Origin of the sequence: Trinickia mobilis, assembly GCF_017315705.1 — a bacterium.
GTDB classification, from domain to species: Bacteria; Pseudomonadota; Gammaproteobacteria; order Burkholderiales; family Burkholderiaceae; genus Trinickia_A; species Trinickia_A mobilis.
Genome location: NZ_JAFLRF010000016.1, coordinates 65,547 through 82,931 on the forward strand (window position 1 = coordinate 65,547; position 17,385 = coordinate 82,931).

The 17,385-nt window shown below is 66.7% G+C and carries 14 protein-coding genes; 9 read left to right on the forward strand and 5 right to left on the reverse strand.

What is annotated here, in order from left to right; all coding sequences use genetic code 11:
* The first annotated feature begins 175 nt into the window (after window positions 1–175).
* From J3489_RS21625 to J3489_RS21640, 4 genes are all read left to right on the forward strand, one after another.
* Window positions 176–1,789: an ABC transporter ATP-binding protein gene (locus tag J3489_RS21625; protein WP_207001484.1), complete on the forward strand. Its 1,614-nt coding sequence runs from the start codon at window positions 176–178 to the stop codon at window positions 1,787–1,789.
* 94 nt (window positions 1,790–1,883) lie between these two features.
* Entirely contained in the window at window positions 1,884–2,987 is a 1,104-nt protein-coding gene (locus J3489_RS21630) for an ABC transporter permease (RefSeq protein WP_207001486.1), read from the forward strand.
* Between the two features lie 51 nt (window positions 2,988–3,038).
* Window positions 3,039–3,968: an ABC transporter permease gene (locus J3489_RS21635; protein ID WP_207001489.1), complete on the forward strand. Its 930-nt coding sequence runs from the start codon at window positions 3,039–3,041 to the stop codon at window positions 3,966–3,968.
* Window positions 3,969–4,052: 84 nt separating this feature from the next.
* The gene (locus J3489_RS21640) at window positions 4,053–5,141 is read left to right on the forward strand and encodes a BMP family ABC transporter substrate-binding protein (protein WP_207001490.1); all 1,089 of its coding nucleotides are present in this window, start codon (window positions 4,053–4,055) and stop codon (window positions 5,139–5,141) included.
* Window positions 5,142–5,312: 171 nt separating this feature from the next.
* Here the strand turns inward: J3489_RS21640 and J3489_RS21645 are convergent, their stop codons facing one another.
* Complete coding sequence (locus J3489_RS21645; protein ID WP_207001492.1) at window positions 5,313–5,522, reverse strand: dodecin; 210 nt, start codon at window positions 5,520–5,522, stop codon at window positions 5,313–5,315.
* Window positions 5,523–5,672: 150 nt separating this feature from the next.
* On the opposite strand from J3489_RS21645, the gene J3489_RS21650 reads away from it, so the two are divergent.
* Window positions 5,673–6,557 carry an NAD(P)-dependent oxidoreductase gene (locus J3489_RS21650; protein ID WP_242540189.1) on the forward strand — a complete coding sequence of 295 codons (885 nt, stop codon included), beginning with the start codon at window positions 5,673–5,675 and terminating at the stop codon, window positions 6,555–6,557.
* 17 nt (window positions 6,558–6,574) lie between these two features.
* Here J3489_RS21650 and J3489_RS21655 read toward each other — a convergent pair whose 3' ends face one another.
* On the reverse strand, window positions 6,575–7,057 hold the full coding sequence (locus J3489_RS21655) for a hypothetical protein (protein WP_207001496.1): 483 nt from the start codon (window positions 7,055–7,057) through the stop codon (window positions 6,575–6,577).
* Between the two features lie 418 nt (window positions 7,058–7,475).
* On the opposite strand from J3489_RS21655, the gene J3489_RS21660 reads away from it, so the two are divergent.
* Entirely contained in the window at window positions 7,476–9,185 is a 1,710-nt protein-coding gene (locus J3489_RS21660; protein ID WP_207001498.1) for a sensor histidine kinase, read from the forward strand.
* Window positions 9,186–9,216: 31 nt separating this feature from the next.
* A complete protein-coding gene (locus J3489_RS21665) occupies window positions 9,217–11,205 on the forward strand; it encodes a hybrid sensor histidine kinase/response regulator (protein WP_207001500.1) in 1,989 nt (662 codons plus the stop codon).
* Window positions 11,206–11,215: 10 nt separating this feature from the next.
* Here the strand turns inward: J3489_RS21665 and mscL are convergent, their stop codons facing one another.
* On the reverse strand, window positions 11,216–11,662 hold the full coding sequence (gene mscL / locus J3489_RS21670) for a large conductance mechanosensitive channel protein MscL (protein ID WP_207001502.1): 447 nt from the start codon (window positions 11,660–11,662) through the stop codon (window positions 11,216–11,218).
* A 377-nt stretch (window positions 11,663–12,039) separates the two neighbouring features.
* On the opposite strand from mscL, the gene J3489_RS21675 reads away from it, so the two are divergent.
* Together J3489_RS21675 and J3489_RS21680 are read left to right on the forward strand one after the other, a co-directional pair.
* Window positions 12,040–13,638, forward strand: a complete 1,599-nt coding sequence (locus J3489_RS21675) for a methyl-accepting chemotaxis protein (protein WP_207001504.1) — start codon at window positions 12,040–12,042, stop codon at window positions 13,636–13,638.
* A gap of 246 nt (window positions 13,639–13,884) precedes the next feature.
* Complete coding sequence (locus tag J3489_RS21680) at window positions 13,885–14,658, forward strand: class I SAM-dependent methyltransferase (RefSeq protein WP_207001506.1); 774 nt, start codon at window positions 13,885–13,887, stop codon at window positions 14,656–14,658.
* Here the strand turns inward: J3489_RS21680 and J3489_RS21685 are convergent.
* Together J3489_RS21685 and J3489_RS21690 are read right to left on the reverse strand one after the other, a co-directional pair.
* A complete protein-coding gene (locus tag J3489_RS21685; protein ID WP_309491399.1) occupies window positions 14,643–16,127 on the reverse strand; it encodes a flavin-containing monooxygenase in 1,485 nt (494 codons plus the stop codon). The two genes, J3489_RS21680 and J3489_RS21685, sit on opposite strands and share 16 nt — an antisense overlap.
* The gene (locus J3489_RS21690; protein ID WP_207001508.1) at window positions 16,124–17,284 is read right to left on the reverse strand and encodes a tetratricopeptide repeat protein; all 1,161 of its coding nucleotides are present in this window, start codon (window positions 17,282–17,284) and stop codon (window positions 16,124–16,126) included. The genes J3489_RS21685 and J3489_RS21690 overlap by 4 nt, the downstream gene beginning before the upstream one ends.
* Between the last annotated feature and the right edge of the window lie 101 nt (window positions 17,285–17,385).

A 17,385-nucleotide genomic window follows, 5' to 3' on the forward strand; every position in this document is an offset into this window, starting at 1 on the left:
TCGTCACCCGGCAATTGCGCCGGACGGCCGTGCATGGCGGAACGCGGCGGCATATTCGAACCGATCTTGATTGTTTCTTACTGATTCATTTCATTTTCAACTCAAAATAGTTTCGTTCCGATCGCGTGACGTTGGATTAATCAAGCTGTTTTTTTAGGCTAAACGACTGAATCACATGAGCGACTCCACCACTCTCGACGGCCATGCGGCGGGCGCAAGCGCGACTACCGCCGTGCCGCGCCTCGCGCTTGCGGGCATCAGCAAGCAATACCCGGCCGTGCGCGCCAACGACAACGTGAGCCTCGTCGTCGCACCCGGCGAGATCCACGCTGTGCTCGGTGAGAACGGCGCGGGCAAGAGCACGCTGATGAAGATCATCTACGGCGCGGTGCGGCCCGATGCCGGCGAGATCCGCTGGGAAGGGCAAGTCGTCGACATCGCGAATCCGGCCGCCGCGCGCAAGCTCGGCATCGGCATGGTGTTCCAGCACTTTTCGCTGTTCGAGACGCTGACCGTCGGCGAGAACATCGCGCTCGCGCTCGACGAAAAGTTCGACTTGAAGGCGCTGGGCAAGCGCATCAGGGAGGTGTCGGCCGAATACGGGCTCGATATCGATCCGCAGCGCCACGTGCACAGCTTGACGGTGGGCGAGCGGCAGCGCGTCGAGATCGTGCGCTGCCTGCTGCAGAATCCGCGCCTCCTGATCATGGACGAGCCCACCTCGGTGCTCACGCCGCAAGCGGTGAGGAAGCTCTTCGAGACGCTCAGGCGGCTCGCGGCGGAGGGCTGCAGCATTCTCTACATCAGCCACAAGCTCGACGAGATCCAGGAGCTGTGCGATACGGCCACCGTGATGCGCGGCGGCCGCGTGACAGGCAACGTGAAGCCGCGCAACGAAACGCATGCGTCGCTCGCGCAGTTGATGGTCGGGCATTCGCTGCCCGACTACACGCGCCGCCCGCATCAGCCGGGCGACGTGCTGCTGAGCGTGAAGCAACTGTCGGTCGCGAGCGAAGATCCGTTCGGCACGTCGCTCGAGAACGTCTCGTTCGACGTCCACGCGGGCGAGATCTTCGGCATCGCGGGCGTGTCGGGCAACGGGCAGGCGGAACTGCTCGCGGCGCTTTCGGGCGAGAAGCAGGGCGGGCCGGCGCATGGCGAAAAGGCCGATGCGGTGACGATCTGCGGCAAGCCGGCAGGCAAGCTCGGGGCGGGCGGGCGGCGCAAGCTCGGCTTCGCGTTCGTGCCGGAAGAACGCTTGGGGCGCGGCGCGGTGCCCGCGATGTCGCTTGCCGAGAATGCGCTGCTCACCGGACACCGTCAGCAGATGGTGCGCTCCGGCTGGATCAGCGCGAAGGCGATGCGCGGGTTTGCGCAGCGCTGCATCGAGGCGTTCGACGTGCGCTGCGGCGGCCCGGATGCGCTCGCGCAGTCGCTCTCAGGCGGCAACTTGCAGAAGTTCATCGTCGGACGCGAGATGCTGCAGGCGCCGAAGGTGCTGGTCGTCGCGCAGCCGACCTGGGGTGTCGATGTGGGCGCGTCGGCGTTCATTCGCCAGCAGCTGCTCGATTTGTCGGCGCGCGGCGTCGCGGTGCTCGTGATCTCCGAAGAGCTCGACGAGCTGTTCGACATCTGCGACCGGATCGCCGTGCTTGCGCGCGGACGCTTGTCGCCGTCGCGCAAGACGGGCGAGACGAACGCCGAGGAAATCGGCCTTTGGATGGCGGGTCTTTTCGACGGCAAGGGCGGCGCCGTGCCGCCGCCTGCGGAAGAGCCGGCGCATGTATAGCGCGCCGCGCGCATCCCGTGCATCCCTCGGATAGCGCGGCAAGCGCCGGAGCGCAACGAGAGATCAGATAACACGACACGCTACCTGGAAAACCATGCACTTCCCCTATCGACTCGAAGCGCGCACCACGCCGTCCCGCAAGATGCAGCTTGCGGTGCCGCTGATCGCCGCGCTCCTCACGCTCGTGATCGGCTTTTTGATCTTCGGCCTGGTCGGCAAAGATCCGGCCGATGCGATGCGCGCGTTTTTCATCGATCCCCTCTCGACCGTGAACGGCTGGTCAGAGCTGCTGCTCAAAGCGTCGCCGTTGTGCCTGATCGGCCTGGGGCTCGCGATCGGCTACCGGGCGAACGTCTGGAACATCGGCGCCGAAGGGCAGATGCTGCTGGGAGGCATTGCGGCGAGCGGCGTCGCGATCTACTTCGATCAATCGACCGGCTGGTGGATTCTCGCGCTGATGATGCTTGCGGGCATCGTGGGCGGCATGGTGTGGGCGGCGATTCCGGCGTTCCTGAAGAGCCGCTTCAACACGAGCGAAATCCTGACGAGCCTGATGCTCACCTACGTCGCGACGCAATTGCTGATCTACCTCGTGAGCGGCCCGTGGCGCGATCCGCAAGGGATGAACTTTCCGCTCTCCGAGATGTTCTCGGGCGACGCCCTGTACCCGACGTTCGGCGGCGACTGGCATTGGCATTTCCTGCGCGGCACGCGTCTGAACGCGTCGATCGTGCTGACGCTGGCCGCGATTCCGCTCGTGTGGATCTTCATGCGCAAGAGCTTCGCCGGGTATCGGATGAACGTCGGCGGCCTGGCGCCGCTCGCCGCACGCTACGCGGGCTTCTCGGACAAGAAGACGATCTGGATGTCGCTCCTCATCAGCGGCGGGTTCGCCGGCCTCGCGGGGATGGGCGAGATCGCGGGCCCGATCGGCCAGTTGCAGGCGACGTGGTCGCCGGGCTACGGCTTCACGGCGATCATCGTCGTGTTCGTCGGCCGGCTGCATCCGGTCGGCATCGTGCTCGCGAGCCTCTTGATGGCGCTCTTGTATCTCGGCGGCGAATCGGTGCAGACGTCGCTGCAGTTGCCGCAAGCGCTGAGCGGCGTGTTCCAGGGCCTCTTGCTGTTCTGTCTGCTCGGCGCGGACTTGTTCGTCAACTACCGCGTGCGCCGCAGAACGGCCGCCGCGGCTCATTGACGCATCCCGCAAATTACCGCCACCGATTCGATCCGGAACCCGATCTCACACATGGACATTCAACAAGCCAGCACGCTCGCCTCGACCGCCGTCATCGCCGCGATTCCGCTGATGCTCGCCGGCGTCGGCGAACTCGTCGCCGAAAAATCGGGGGTGCTCAACCTGGGCCTCGAAGGGATGATGCTGATGGGCGCCGTCAGCGGCTATGCGGTGACGGCCATCACGGGCAGCCCGTGGCTCGGCGTGGTCGCGGCCATCGTGGCCGGCGTCGCGATGGCGCTCTTGTTCGCCTTCCTCACGCTCACGATGCTCGCCAATCAGGTCGCCACGGGCCTGTCGCTGACGATCTTCGGCATCGGCTTGTCGGCGTATGTCGGCAAGCCCTATACGTCGGCGGCCGTGCGCGCGACGATCGGCGTGTGGCCGATTCCGGGCCTTTCGCAAATCCCCGTGCTCGGGCCCGCGTTCTTCAGCCTGACGCCGCTCGGCTATCTCGCGTTCGCGATGTTCGGCGTGGTCGGCTGGTTCCTCTATCGCACGCGCGCCGGGCTCGTGCTGCGCTCGGTCGGCGAGTCGCCGCAGGTCGCGCATTCGGTCGGCTTTCCGGTGATCGGCGTGCGCTATGGCGCGGTGCTGTTCGGCGGCGGCATGGCCGGGCTCGCAGGCGGCTACTACTCGATCGTCTATCTGCATCTGTGGCAGGAGCAGCTGACCGCGGGCTACGGCTGGATCGCGCTTGCGCTCGTCGTGTTCTCGACGTGGCGGCCCGGGCGCCTCGTGATCGGCTCGCTGCTGTTCGGCGCGGTGATGGGCCTGCAGTTCTACGCGCAGGCGATCGGCGTGCCGGTACCGACGCAGTTTCTCGCGATGCTGCCGTATGTCGCGACCGTCGTCGTGCTGGCCGTGATCTCGCGCAATCCGAACACGATCAAGCTGAACGCGCCCGCGTCGCTCGGCAAACCGTTCTTTGCGACGAGCTGAGTTCGAGAGGCGCCTCGCACCCATGAGTTTCACTATCCCTTCAACGTCCCTTTCGCACATCAATCACACGACTGGAGAATCCTAATGAGAAGAAAAGTATTGACCACGTTTGCCGCGGCCGCGGTGCTCGCCTGCGGCGGCGCACTGTTGCAGGGCGCGCAAGCCGCCGACGTGCCGGGCGTCGCGTTCGTCTACCTCGGCAACCCGGGCGACGCCGGCTGGACCTTCGCGCACGACCAGGGCTCGAAGGAAGCCGAGGCGAAGCTCGGCAGCAAGATCAAGATCACGCGCGTCGAGAACGTGCCCGAGTCGGCGGACTCGGAGCGCGTGTTCCGTGACCTCGCGAGCAAGGGCAACAAGATCATCATCGGCACGAGCTTCGGCTATCAGGATTTCGAGCTGAAGGTCGCGAAGGATTTCCCGGACACCGTCTTCCTGCACTCGACCGGCTACAAGAAGGCGCCGAACTTCGGCACCTACGACGTGCGGATGTATCAGGGCGCGTACCTCGCGGGCGTCGCCGCGGGCTATGTGACGAAGACGAATACGCTTGGCTTCGTCGCGTCGGTGCCGATTCCGGAGGTCGTGCGCAACATCAACGCGTATACGCTCGGCGCGCGCTCGGTGAATCCGAAGATTCATACCAAGGTTATCTGGATCAACAGCTGGTTCGATCCGGGCAAGGAAAAGCAGGCGGCCGAGACGCTGATCGGGCAGGGCGCCGATGTGCTCCTGCAGAACACCGATTCGAGCGCCACGCTCGCGACCGCGTCCGAGAAGCACGTGCACGCGTTCGGCTGGGATTCGGACATGAAGAAGTTCGGGCCTGACGCGCACCTCGGTTCGGTTGTCGCACACTGGGGCGTCTACTACGTCGCCGCGATTCAGCAGGTGCTCGACGGCAAGTGGACGAACGCGCCGGTGTGGTGGGGGCTTCCGCAGAAGGCCGTCAATCTGGAGGACCTGAACACCGCGGCGATCCCGGCGAATGCGCTGCAGGCGGTGGCCGCGAAGCGCGACGAACTGGCAAGCGGCAAGTGGGACGTGTTCACGGGCCCGATCAAGGATCAGTCGGGCGCCATGAAGATTCCGGCAGGCAAGACGCTCGCCGATCCGGAGCTGCAGCGGCTCAACTGGTATGTCGAAGGCGTCGACGGTGCGCTGCCGAAGTAAGCCTGCTGAGTCACGCGCGCGGCGGCAGATAAGGCCGAACGCGCGCGCGGTTGCCATCGCCGATGGCAATGCCCTATCCAAGGGCTGCGTCTCGAGGGGCGCAGCCCTTTTTCTTGCCCGCACGTCAGCGCCGCGCGCCGGCGTTCGGGATGCCACGCGCGCGGCTTGGCGCTAATCGTCGATGCGCAAGCCGACTTTGATGGTCACCTGCCAGTGGACGACCTTGTCGTTCTCGATCTGGCCGCGCGTGTCCGTCACCTGGAACCAATGCAGGTTGCGCAGCGTCTTCGACGCCTTCGCGATCGCACAGCGAATCGCGTCGTCGCTCGATTGCGTCGACGAGCCGGTGAGTTCGATCTGCTTGTAGACGTGGTCGTTCATGATGCCTCCTCCTGGGATGACTCCGATTGTTGGACAAGTATAGGTAACGCTCGGTGCGACACCGTCCATAGCGCAAGCAGCATGCCGCGCGGCGAGGCGGCCGGTATCATGAGGGCCGGTTCAAGTGATCGCGGCAGTGAAGGAGTCGGAATGGAAATTGGATTTTGCGGACCTGGGCTCATGGGCGCGCCGATGATTCGGCGCTTGTTGCGCGCGGGCCATACCGTGTGGGTCTGGAACCGGACGCGCGCGAAAGCCGACGCGCTTGCCGCAGACGGCGCGCGTGCCGTCGATACGCCGCGCGAGCTCGTGTCTCGCGTGGACGCGGTGTTCCTGTGCGTGACGGACGCGCATGCAGTCGAGGAAGTCGTGTTCGGCCTTGGGGGCGTGATCGGCGAGGACACGGCGGACGCCGGCGCGAGCCGCGTGCGCTGGATCGTCGATCATTCGAGCATTCCGCCGTCGGCCACGCGCGCGTACGCCGAGCGCGCGGCAGCGGCGGGCGTGGGCTGGGTCGACGCGCCGGTATCGGGCGGCGTGCCGGGCGCCGAAGCGGGCACGCTCGCGGTGATGGCGGGCGGCGCGGCGGACGACGTCGCCGCGCTCACGCCGGCCATCCGCGCGTATGCCGCGCGCGTTACGCACATGGGCCCGGCCGGCGCCGGTCAGACCACCAAGCTGTGCAACCAGGCGATCGTCTCCGCGACCATTGCGGCGATTGCCGAAGCGGTGAATCTCGCGCAACTCTCCGGCATCGACGCCGCGCGTCTTGCCGAAGCGCTCGCGGGCGGCTGGGCGGATTCGACGCTATTGCAGACGTTCGTGCCGCGCATGACGAGCGCGGGCTTTGCGCCGATCGGCGCGCTGAAGACGTATCAGAAGGATGTCGACACGGTGGCCGACGCCGCGCGCGAGGTTGGCGCGGCGATGCCGGTATCGGGGGCGGTGCAGCAGGTGTTGCGGCTCGCGGGGGCGATGGGCCTCTCGGACGCGGATTTCTCCGCGTTCATCGACGTGGTGCGGCCGAGGCGCTGAGCCGGCGGGGGAACGCTTTACCGGAGCGAGCGCGGCGCCGCGTCTCCCGCATCCTGGCGCCGCGTGCCGCGTCGCACGACGCCCGCGCCGAACTCCGGCAGAATCCGCGCCCGCGCGCGGCTCGCGAACACGAGAAAACCGAAGCCGTTTGCCTCGTACCAGTACCCGCCGTTCTCGAGCCCGTCGAGCGGCTGCTCGAGCGCGTTCGCGATCGACTCGACGCAGCGCCGGTGGAGTTCCTCGATGGCCGGATAGGGCGGCTGCGCGCCGCGCACGCTACAAAGCAGAACGTCCAGGCCCGGCAGGACGTGGGCATACAGAACCGGTTCGTCCTGGGCTCGCGCACGCGCGATCTTCGTATCGAGTTGGCCGAACGGCTTGAAATGACGCAGCACAGCGAGGAACGACTCCTCGTTGTCCACTCGCGCGCGCCTGCGCTTTCTCGGGAAGGACATAAAAATTCGCCTGAAAAAGAATTGCAAGAAACACAGCGTCTTCATGCGACCACTCCCGGCTTCGCGCGCCGCACGTCGATCTTTTATAGCATACGAAAATTGGGGATTCACGGTCATTCGACGTCTCACCCGTGCTCTCCGGATGCTCGCACACTGCCTGCCGAATCGCCGCGGTTCGCGCACCCTGCTGAATTCGGCGTGTTTCTCAATAATAGGCCCGAGATTCGTCCGCGTGCGCTTCGACGACATAAAAAAGCCATCTTTCTGTGCGGCGTCGCTACTTTTGGCTCCGTTGTAATATCTCAAAACTGCATCGATAATGAGCCCGTCCGGGCTCACGCACACTTGGTGCGGCGCCCTGGCGGCGCTCGATCAGGCCTCGCAGCTCCTTGCTCCGTTCTTCTGTATCGGCCAGCGGGCGGCTCGTGCGCTGCGCGCGCCTCAAGAGGGTTGCCAAGGGCACATGAAACTGTTCACCAAGGGTTTGTTGCTGATTGCCGTGCCGAGCATCGTCGAGCTTGCGCTGCTCGGCGTGTTGTTCGAGACGCAGGGGCAGGCGGCGCAGGCCGCGCTGTGGGCCTCGCGCAGCAAGCAGGTGCTCTATCAGGCTTCTACGATCATGGACCCGCTCTTGCGCCAGGCCTCGCGCCTGCGCGCGGCGATCATCGTCGACGATGCCTCGTTCATCGACAAGCACGCGGTCTGGATCGACCTGAACGACCGGCTCGAGCAGTTGCAAAGTCTCGTCGCCGACAATCCGCTGCAGCTCGATCGCGTGCACCGCATGCGCGAGGCGGTCGACATCTACCGGGCGCAGACCAACCAGGTGTACGAGGCGCTGGCCGACGGTGAGCGCCCGATCGTGCTCGCGGCCTTCGAGGGCACGCCGCTGCCCCCGCAAATCCAGGAGTTCCGCCAGCAGCTCGACGCCTTCGTCGCCGAGGAATCGCGCCTCGACAGCGAGCGCAGCGAGGCGCTCGCGGGCACGCGCGAGGCGCAGCGCGACGCGCTGATCGCGGCCGTCGCCGGCTCGATGCTGATCTGGGGGCTGGCGGCGCTCGCGCTGGCGGGCAACATCGGGCGGCGGCTCGGGGCGCTGACGGCCAAGGCCGAGCGCCTGGGTCGCGGGCAATCGCTCGGCACGCCGCTCTCCGGCGACGACGAGATCGCGCAGCTCGACGCGGTGCTGCACCAGACGAGCGAGCGATTGCGCCAGGCCGAGGGCGACCAGGGCGCGCTGAAAGAAAAGCTGGAGGCGCGCGCCGAAGAACTGACGCGCCTGAACGACGACCTGCGGCAGCAGACGCAGGACAACGAGATGTTCATCTACAGCGTGTCCCACGATCTGCGCTCGCCGCTCGTGAACCTGCAAGGGTTTTCGCAGGAGCTGCAGGTATCGTGCGACGAATTGCGCGCGACGCTCGATGCCGCGCACGTGAGCGAGCCGGACCGGGGGCGCCTCGCGAGCGTGCTCGACGGCGACCTGAGCGAGTCGCTGCACTATTTGCGCACCGCCGTGGCGCGCTCGGCGTCGATCATCGACGCGCTCCTGCGGATTTCGCGCGCGGGCCGGCTCGAATACCAGTGGCAACGCGTGAACGTGGGGCGGGTGGTCGAGCGCATCGTCGAGCGGCTGCAGCCGGCGCTTGCCGAGCGCGGCGCCGCGCTCGAAGTGGCCGAGCTGCCGCCGGCCTGGGGCGACGCGGGCGCGGTCGAGCAGATTTTCAGCCATCTGATCGGCAATGCCGTCAACTATCTCGATCCGCAACGGCCCGGGCGCATCGAGATCGGCACGCTCGCCGCGCCCGAGGACGATGGGGAGGCCGAAGCCAGGGCGGAGAGGGCGGGCGCCATTGCGCCGGGCGCTGCGGCATCGGCCGCCGAAGCATCGGCTGGCGCAGCATGGGTTGCCCCTGCGTCCGATACACCGCAGATGCGGACCTACTATGTGCGCGACAATGGGCTCGGCATTCCGGCCGCCTGCATGCCGAAAATGTTCAACGCGTTCCAGCGGCTGCACGGCGATGTGGCGAAAGGGGACGGTATCGGCCTCGCGCTCGTGCGGCGCATGACCGAGCGGCATGGCGGACGCGTCTGGGTCGAATCGGCCGAAGGCGCCGGCGCGACCTTCTTCGTATCGCTGCCGGAGCAGCCGATGCGCGCGCCGTCATGACGAAGGCAAAAAACGCAACGATAAGACCAGCATGACCGACGACGTCTCGTTTCCCGAACCCGCCCATGTGCTCGTCGTCGATGACGACGAGGGCATTCTCCGGCTCGCGCGCAAATCGCTCGAACGCGCGGGCTGCCGCGTGTTCGCGTGCGCGAGCGTGAACGCCGCGCGCGAGTGCATCGCCAACGATGCGCCCGATCTGCTCGTGCTCGACTATCAGCTGAACGGCGTGGAAACCGGGCTCGACTTCTTCCGCCGCCTGCGCATCGAAGGCGTGCGGCTGCCCGCGATTCTCGTCACGGGCTTCGCCGACGAATCGCGCGTGATCGAGGCGCTGCGCGCTGGCGTCTCCGACGTCGTGCCGAAATCCGAGGGCTATCTCGACTATCTGCCCGAAGCGGTGGAGCGCGTGCTGTCGCAAGTGCGGCTGCAGCGCGCCTCGGCGGAGGCGGCGCTCTTGCGCGAGCGCGAGCAGTTTTACCGCAGCTTGTCGGAGGCGCTGCCGCACCTCGTGATGACGTGGAACGCGAACGGCGATTGCGACTTCCTCTCGACCCAGTGGTACGAGTACACGGGGCTCGACGCCGACCTGTCGCGCGGCCTCGCGTGGCTCGACGCGGTGCATCCCGACGACCGCGAGGAGATCCGCCGCACCTGGCTCGACACGGTCCGCATGGACGCCTCCGACTACCGCCACGAGTTGCGCATCCGCTCGCGCGAGGGTGAATACCGCTGGTTCGACGCGCGCATCGTCGCGGTGCGCAATGCGGGCGGCCGCGTGAGCAAATGGTTCGGCAGCTGCACCGATATTCATCCGCAGCGCGAGGCGATCGAGGACCGCGAGCGGCTGCTTGCGGGCGAGCAAAGCGCGCGCCAGTCGGCAGAAGAGGCGAACCGCGCGAAGGACCGCTTTCTCGCGATGCTCTCGCACGAGCTGCGCACGCCGCTCACGCCGGTGCTGGCCGGCACGCGCCTCTTGGAGCTCATGAGCGACTTGCCTGAAGCGGCGCGCTCGAACGTCAAGATGATCCGCCGCAACATCGAACTCGAGGCGCGGCTCATCGACGACTTGCTCGACTTGACCCGTGTGGCGAACGGCAAGCTGCGGCTGTCGCTGGAAACGGTCGACGTGCACGAGGTCATCGACGCCGTGCTGGATTTGTTCCGCAGCGAGATCCAGATCAAGCAGCAGGACGTGCATATCGACAAGCGCGCGGCGAACCACTTCGTGCTCGCCGATCGCGCGCGCCTGCAGCAGATGTTTTGGAACCTCGTGCGCAACGCCGCGAAATTCACGCCGGACGGCGGCCATATCTACGTGCGTACGCGCGATTCGCGCATGCAGGTGGAGATCGAGATCGAAGACACCGGCATCGGCATCGCGCCCGAGCAGATCGGCAAACTGTTCAACGCGTTCGAGCAGGGCAGCCAGACGATGACGCAGCAGTTCGGCGGGCTCGGTCTCGGTCTCGCGATCACGAAGGCGCTGACCGACGTGCACGGCGGCACCGTGAGCGCCGCGAGCCCGGGGCCGCACTGCGGCGCGACCTTCACGATCACGCTGCCGACGGCGCCCACACCCGCGATCGAACCTGTGCCGGCGGCCCCCGCGGAGCGCCGGGCGGAGGAGCGGCTCACGGTCCTGCTGATCGAGGACCACGAGGACACGGCCGAAGTCATGGCGCAACTGATCCGCGGGCTCGGCCACGACGTGACCGTGGCGGGTCGCGTGGCCGACGCGCTGGCGGCCGCGCAGTCCGCGGTGTTCGACTTGATCGTGAGCGACGTGGGCTTGCCGGACGGCACCGGGCTCGACTTCATCGGCGCGTTCCGCGAGCGCTCGCAGGCGCCCGCGATCGCGCTGACCGGCTTCGGCACCGACGACGACATACGCCGCTGCCTCGCAGCCGGCTTTACGTCGCATCTGACCAAGCCCGTGAACTTCAATCAGCTCGAAGAGGTGATTCAGAGCGCCGCGAGCGCGAAGTCGCAGGGGATGAGCGGCGCGGCGCCCGCGTGACGGCGCGCGTTCAGCGCGGCGAGGTCTTCAGCGAATCGCGGATCTCGCGCAACAGCAGCACGTCTTCGGCCGGGGGCGGCGGCTCGGCCGGGGCGGCCTCGGCCGGTTTGCGCAGGTTGTTGATGAACTTCACCATCATGAAAATGATGAACGCGAGAATGATGAAGTTGATCGCCACCGTGATGAACGAGCCGTAGCCGAACACGGCGACGCCGGCCGTCTGCAGATCCTTGTACGAATCCGGACTGCCCTTGAAGCTGGCGGGAATGTTGCCTAGGCGGATGAACTTGTTGGAGAAGTCGAGCCCGCCGGTGGCGACGCCGACGATCGGCATGATCAGGTCTTTGACGACCGAATTGACGATGGTCGAAAACGCGCCGCCGATGATGACGCCGACCGCGAGGTCCATCACGTTGCCCTTGAGGGCGAATTCCTTAAATTCTTTGACGATGCTCATGGGTGGCTTCCTCCGTGATGATGAGCCGCACGCGGCAGCGTCCGGCTTCGCCGCGCGTGGGTTGGCGGTCATGATAGCGAACGGAGGCGGCGCAAGCGAAAATTTTTTCGGATAAGCGGGCGCAGTAGAAGAGTCTGTCCTCGGTAGCCGATCTTGAGGACCGTGCAGCGCTAGAGACTTTCGTGCATTGCGCAATCGCGAGGAAACGCATAGATTGAGCGGCGCCGCACGCACGACGCCGCCCGATAAGACCGCTCGCAGCAGGCCGGGTCAGCCAACCCAGACGCTCCGTCAGAGAGCCATCCGTGCGCGCACCACACCACTACGGAGGGGAACGTGCGCCGCCTCGCCCCGGGCGCGGCCGCACGCCGAATGCCATGTTCAAACGCTTCACGATACGCGGCGGGCTCACGCTCACGATCGCGGGCTTCACGCTCGCGCTGATTGCCACGATGGCAGTCGGCATGCTCGGTCTCAAGCAAAGCAACGATGCGCTCGAGCAGATGTACGCGACCGACACGGCCGCGCTCACACACCTGAAAACGAGTTCCGAACGCATGCTGCAAGTGCGCCTTGCGCTCGGCAACTTCGAAACGCTGTTTTCGATGGGACGCGCGAGCGACGACTTGCTGCCGAAGGCGCACGCCGTGCTGAAGGAGAGCGACGAGCATTTAGCGGCGTACCTGGGCAAGCCGCGCGCCGGCGAAGAGGCGAAGCTGGCCGGCGCGGTGCAGGCGGCGCGCGCGGCGCTCGTCGCGCAGGCAATCGAGCCCGAGTTTCAGGCGCTCACGCAAAACGACTTCAACACGTTCCGCACGATCCAAGCGCAGACGGCCGATGCGCTCTACGTCCGCTACGCGCAAGCGATGACGGCGCTCGAAGCGCTGCAGGTCGCGCATCAGGAAGCGCGCTATGACGGCGCGCAGGCGCAGTTTCGTCGGCTGCTGATCGCGGCCGCCGTGATTGCCGCAGCGGCGTTCGTCATCGGCGTGTTGGCGCGCGCGGCGCTCATCGCCGCGGTCGTGCGGCCGATCGACGGGGCCGTGCGCCATTTCGAGCGTATCGCGTCGGGCGACCTCACGGGCGTGGTCAACACGTCGCGCAACAACGAGATGGGCCGCTTGTTCGCGGGCATCGAGGGCATGCAGACCGCGCTTTGCGCAACGGTTGCGCAAGTGCGCGGCGGGTCGGCGGCGATCACGCACGGCGCGCGCGAAATCGCCTCCGGCAACGCCGATCTGTCGCAGCGCACGGAGCAGCAGGCCGCGTCGCTGCAGCAGACCGCGTCGAGCATGGAGCAATTGACGTCGACGGTGAAGCAGAACGCCGATCATGCGAAACAGGCGAGCGCGCTCGCGTCCGACGCGTCGGAGACGGCCGCGCGCGGCGGCGAAGTGGTCGGCAACGTCGTGCGGACGATGAACGAGATCGCCGCGAGCTCGAATCAGATCGGCGATATCATCGGCGTGATCGAAGGGATCGCGTTCCAGACCAACATCCTCGCGTTGAACGCCGCCGTCGAAGCGGCGCGCGCGGGCGAGCAAGGGCGCGGCTTCGCAGTCGTCGCGGGTGAAGTGCGCAGCCTCGCGCAGCGCAGCGCGAGCGCCGCGAAGGAGATCAAGGCGCTGATCGTCGCGTCGGCGGACCGGGTGGAGGCGGGCGGCGCGCTTGTCGCGCGCGCGGGTTCGACGATGGAGGAAGTCGTCGCGGCGGTGCGGCGCGTGACCGACATCATCGGCCAGATCAGCTCCGCCTCGACCGAACAATCGACAGGGATCGAGCAAATCAATCGCGCCGTCGTGCAAATGGACCAGGTAACGCAACAGAACGCCGCGCTCGTCGAGCAAGCGGCGGCGGCCGCGGCTTCGCTCGAGGAGCAGGCGGCGCAGCTGGAAGCGGCGGTGGCCGTGTTTCGCGTGGCCGAGCATGCGGCCGATATGCCGCGCTTGGCCGCGTCGCGCCGCGTACTGACGTGATCGATGCGCCGCGTGCCGCAGGCTGGCACCAGCTCGCGCAGTTGTGGGAGCTGATCGTGCTGGTGTGCAAGTTCCTGTGGCGCTTGCTGCAGCTTTTGGGAGGGCGTTGAGCGATTGGATCGATCGGCGCGCTCGAATGCGGCTGCCGGCGGGACACGCGACCGGCACGGCGCGGCTGCACGCGAGGCGCGCTTGCGGTAACGTTCGACGTCAGCCCACTGCTCCCGCCGACCCAGGACCACGCCTATGATCATCGACTCCACCCAACGCTTCACCGACCGCGTCGCCGACTACGTCAAATACCGGCCGACGTATCCGCGCGAGATCGTCGCGTTCCTGCACGACACCTGCAAGCTCGCTGCCGATGCGCGCGTCGCCGATATCGGCGCGGGCACCGGCATCTCGGCCAAGCTTTTTCTCGACGCGGGCCATCCGGTCGCCGCCGTCGAGCCGAACGAAGCGATGCGGCAGGCGGCCGATCTGTGGCTTAGCGGTTTCGTCCATTACCGGAGCGTGTCCGGTACCGGCGAAGCGACGACGCTGCCCGATGCGAGCGTCGACCTCGTCATCGCGGCGCAGGCGTTCCACTGGTTCGATCCGGCGGCCGCCAAGCGCGAGTTCGCGCGGATCCTGAAACCGGACGGATCGATCGCCTTGATCTGGAATCTCCGGCGCGTGGCCGGCACGCCGTTTCTCGAAGACTACGAAGCGCTGCTGCGCCGCTATTCGCTCGACTACGCGCAAGTCGCCGACCGCTATCCGGGCGACGTGTGGATGTCCGAGTGGTTCGGCGCGGACTTCGTGAAGAAGGGCGTGTTCGACAACGTCCAGCGGCTCGATTTCGACGGGCTCAGGGGGCGTCTCGCGTCGTCGTCGTATGCGCCGAAGCCCGGACATGCGAACTACGAGCCGATGATGGCGAGCCTGCGCGAGCTGTTCGACAAGGACGCGCAAGACGGCTTCGTCGATTTCGTCTACGACACGCTCGTCTACGTGGGGCGCGCTCAGCGCGCGAAGTGATAGTCGGCGGCACGCACGCGCCGCGTGCGGCGCCGGAACGTGAACGTGAATCCGGGCCACAGCGCCGTGTTCCTGCCGCTCCCCGACAGATACCAGCTGTGGCAGCCGGTGGCCCACACCGAACGTTGCGTGCCGCGCTGCAGCCGCTCGTTGAATGCGCGCTGCACGTCGTGCTTGAGCGTCATCGTGCGCGCGCCGCGCCGTCGCAACGCGCGCAGGCAATCGGCGATGTACGCGATCTGCGACTCGATCATGTAGATCATCGAATTGTGGCCAAGGCCCGTGTTCGGGCCCGTCAGCATGAAGAAGTTCGGAAAGCCGGCGACGCTCGTGCCGAGATACGCTTCGGGGCCCTGTTGCCGCCACAGTGCGTCGAGATCCGCGCCTTGCGCGCCGATCACTTCGAACGGCGCACCCGCGTCGCCCACCTGAAAACCGGTGCCGCAAATGATGGCGTCGACAGGATAGTGCGTGCCGTCATCGGTCACGATGCCGCCGCCGACGATCTCGCGAATCGGCGTCGTGACGACGTCGACGTTGGGCTGGCTGACTGCCGGATAGAAGTCGCGTGACAAGAGCACGCGTTTGCAGCCGAAGTGATAGTTCGGCGTGAGCTTCGCGCGCAGCACCGGGTCGGCGATGCGCCGCTCCAGGTAGCTCAAGCTGAACTTCATCGGCCACTTCATCAGGTTCGGATGCGCGACGAACGCGAGCGCGCGCGATTCGTGCTGCCAATAGAGCGCGCTGCGCACGAGCCGCTGCGTGAACGGCACGCGCTTGAAGAGGCGCTGCGTGCGCTCGCCGAGCGCGCGGTCCTGTTTCGGCATGATCCACGGCGCGGTGCGCTGGAACAGATGCAAGCGCGCGACGAGCGGCTGGATCTGCGGGACGAACTGAATCGCACTCGCGCCGGTGCCGATCACGGCGACCGTCTTGCCTTCGAGCGGATAGCCGTGGTCCCAGCGCGCGGAATGAAAGAGCTTGCCTTCGAAGCGTTCGATGCCTTCGATCTGCGGCATCGCCGGACGCGATAGCGCGCCGCTCGCGGCGATCACGATGTCGGCTTCGACGCTCGCCGGGTCCTGAGCGCCGGGGCCCCCGCCGAGTTCGAGCCGCCACAGACCTCGTGCGTCGTCGAAGCGGGCCGCCTCGACGCGCGTATTGCAGCGAATGAACGGCTCGATCGCGTACTTGCGCGCGCAGCCTTTGAGGTAGGCGAGGATTTCGTGCTGCTGCCCGAACGCGCGCGACCACGACGGGTTCGGCTCGAACGAAAACGAATAGAGGTGCGAAGGGATATCGCAGGCGGTACCGGGATACGTGTTGTCGCGCCAGGTACCGCCGATGTCGTGCGCCGCCTCGTAGACCGTAAACGAGGTCAGCCCCAAGCGTTTCAAGTGAATCGCCATGCCGATGCCGGCGAATCCGCTGCCGACGATCGCGATGCGGGGCGAGGGGCGCGGCTTCACGTATCGGTCCAGCCGCCCGAGTCGTCGTTGTTGCCCATGTCGGTGCCGCCGCCGTCGTCGTTCCAGTCGTTTGAGCCTTGGCCGAAATCGACGCCGCCGTTATCGGCGTCGCTGGCTTCGCGGCGGCGTGTTTCGTCATCGACGATCACGTCGCGCTCGACCACGCGGTCGCGGTTGCCCGACAGCGCTTCGCCGAGCAGCACGCCGGTGAGCAGGCCGCCCATGCCGCCGCCGAAACCGCCGCCTTGCTGCACGACGATCGTCGGCTGTTGCTGCTGCGGATACTGAGGGGCGTAGGGCGGTTGCTGCGCCTGCCCGAAGCGTTCGGCTTCCTGCGCATACGCGGACTGCCCGGGCGCGGGCGCCGCGTTCGGATCGGGCCGGCCTTCGGCGCGCGCCTTGAGGCTCGCGACCTGCTTTTCGAGCGCCTCGATCTGGTACGGCGCCACCGGGTTCTTGCCGTTCGAGAGCGCTTCGACGAGATCGCGCAACTGGTTCTCCGCACCCTCGACTTCGTTCGCGAGCGCGTCATGCCCCGGCGCCGTCGAAAGACGCACGTCGAGCTTCAGGGAGCGCACTGCGTTCAGCAAATCGGTCGCGCGCTTCAATTGGGCGCGGCGATCTTCGCCGGCACGGCCGTCTTCGGTCGAGCGGGCGCGGCGCAGTGTCCAGCGCAGCACGAACGCGATCACGACGAACAGCAGCAAGATGCCGACCCAAGCCGCCGTCGACGGCCCATGCCGTTCGCTCGTTTGCGGCATCGCTTGCGTTTGCGCGAACGAATTCGCCGTGCCGGACGTAACCGAGGTGCGCGGCTGCGGCACGCTGCCCGTCTTCGCGTGGGACCGGATGCGCGCCTCGACTTGCGCGAAATTCGTCGGATTGGTGAAGCGGATCTGCGGATCGAGCGCTTTCGCCTGCTGGATTTGCGCGAGCGCGTCGGCGTAGCGTCCCTCGCGATCGAGCACCTGCCCGTAGAGGTAATGCGCGTGCGCGTTGTTCGGATGCGCTTCGAGCACCTGGCTCAGTTCCGTATCGGCTTGCTGCCAGTTGCCCTGCGCCATCGCGCGCTCGACTTGCTGCGCGCTCGGCACGGCAAAGGCCGCGGCCGACACCAGCATCAGCGACATCCCAGCGGCTGCGAGAAATTTCTTCATGATGCGGACCGGGCGGCGAGCGCCCGTCTCCATGGCAATCGACATATTCTTGCGACGGGCACCGCGCGCGGAAGTTCTGCGCGAGCGATGCCCGATGGTCA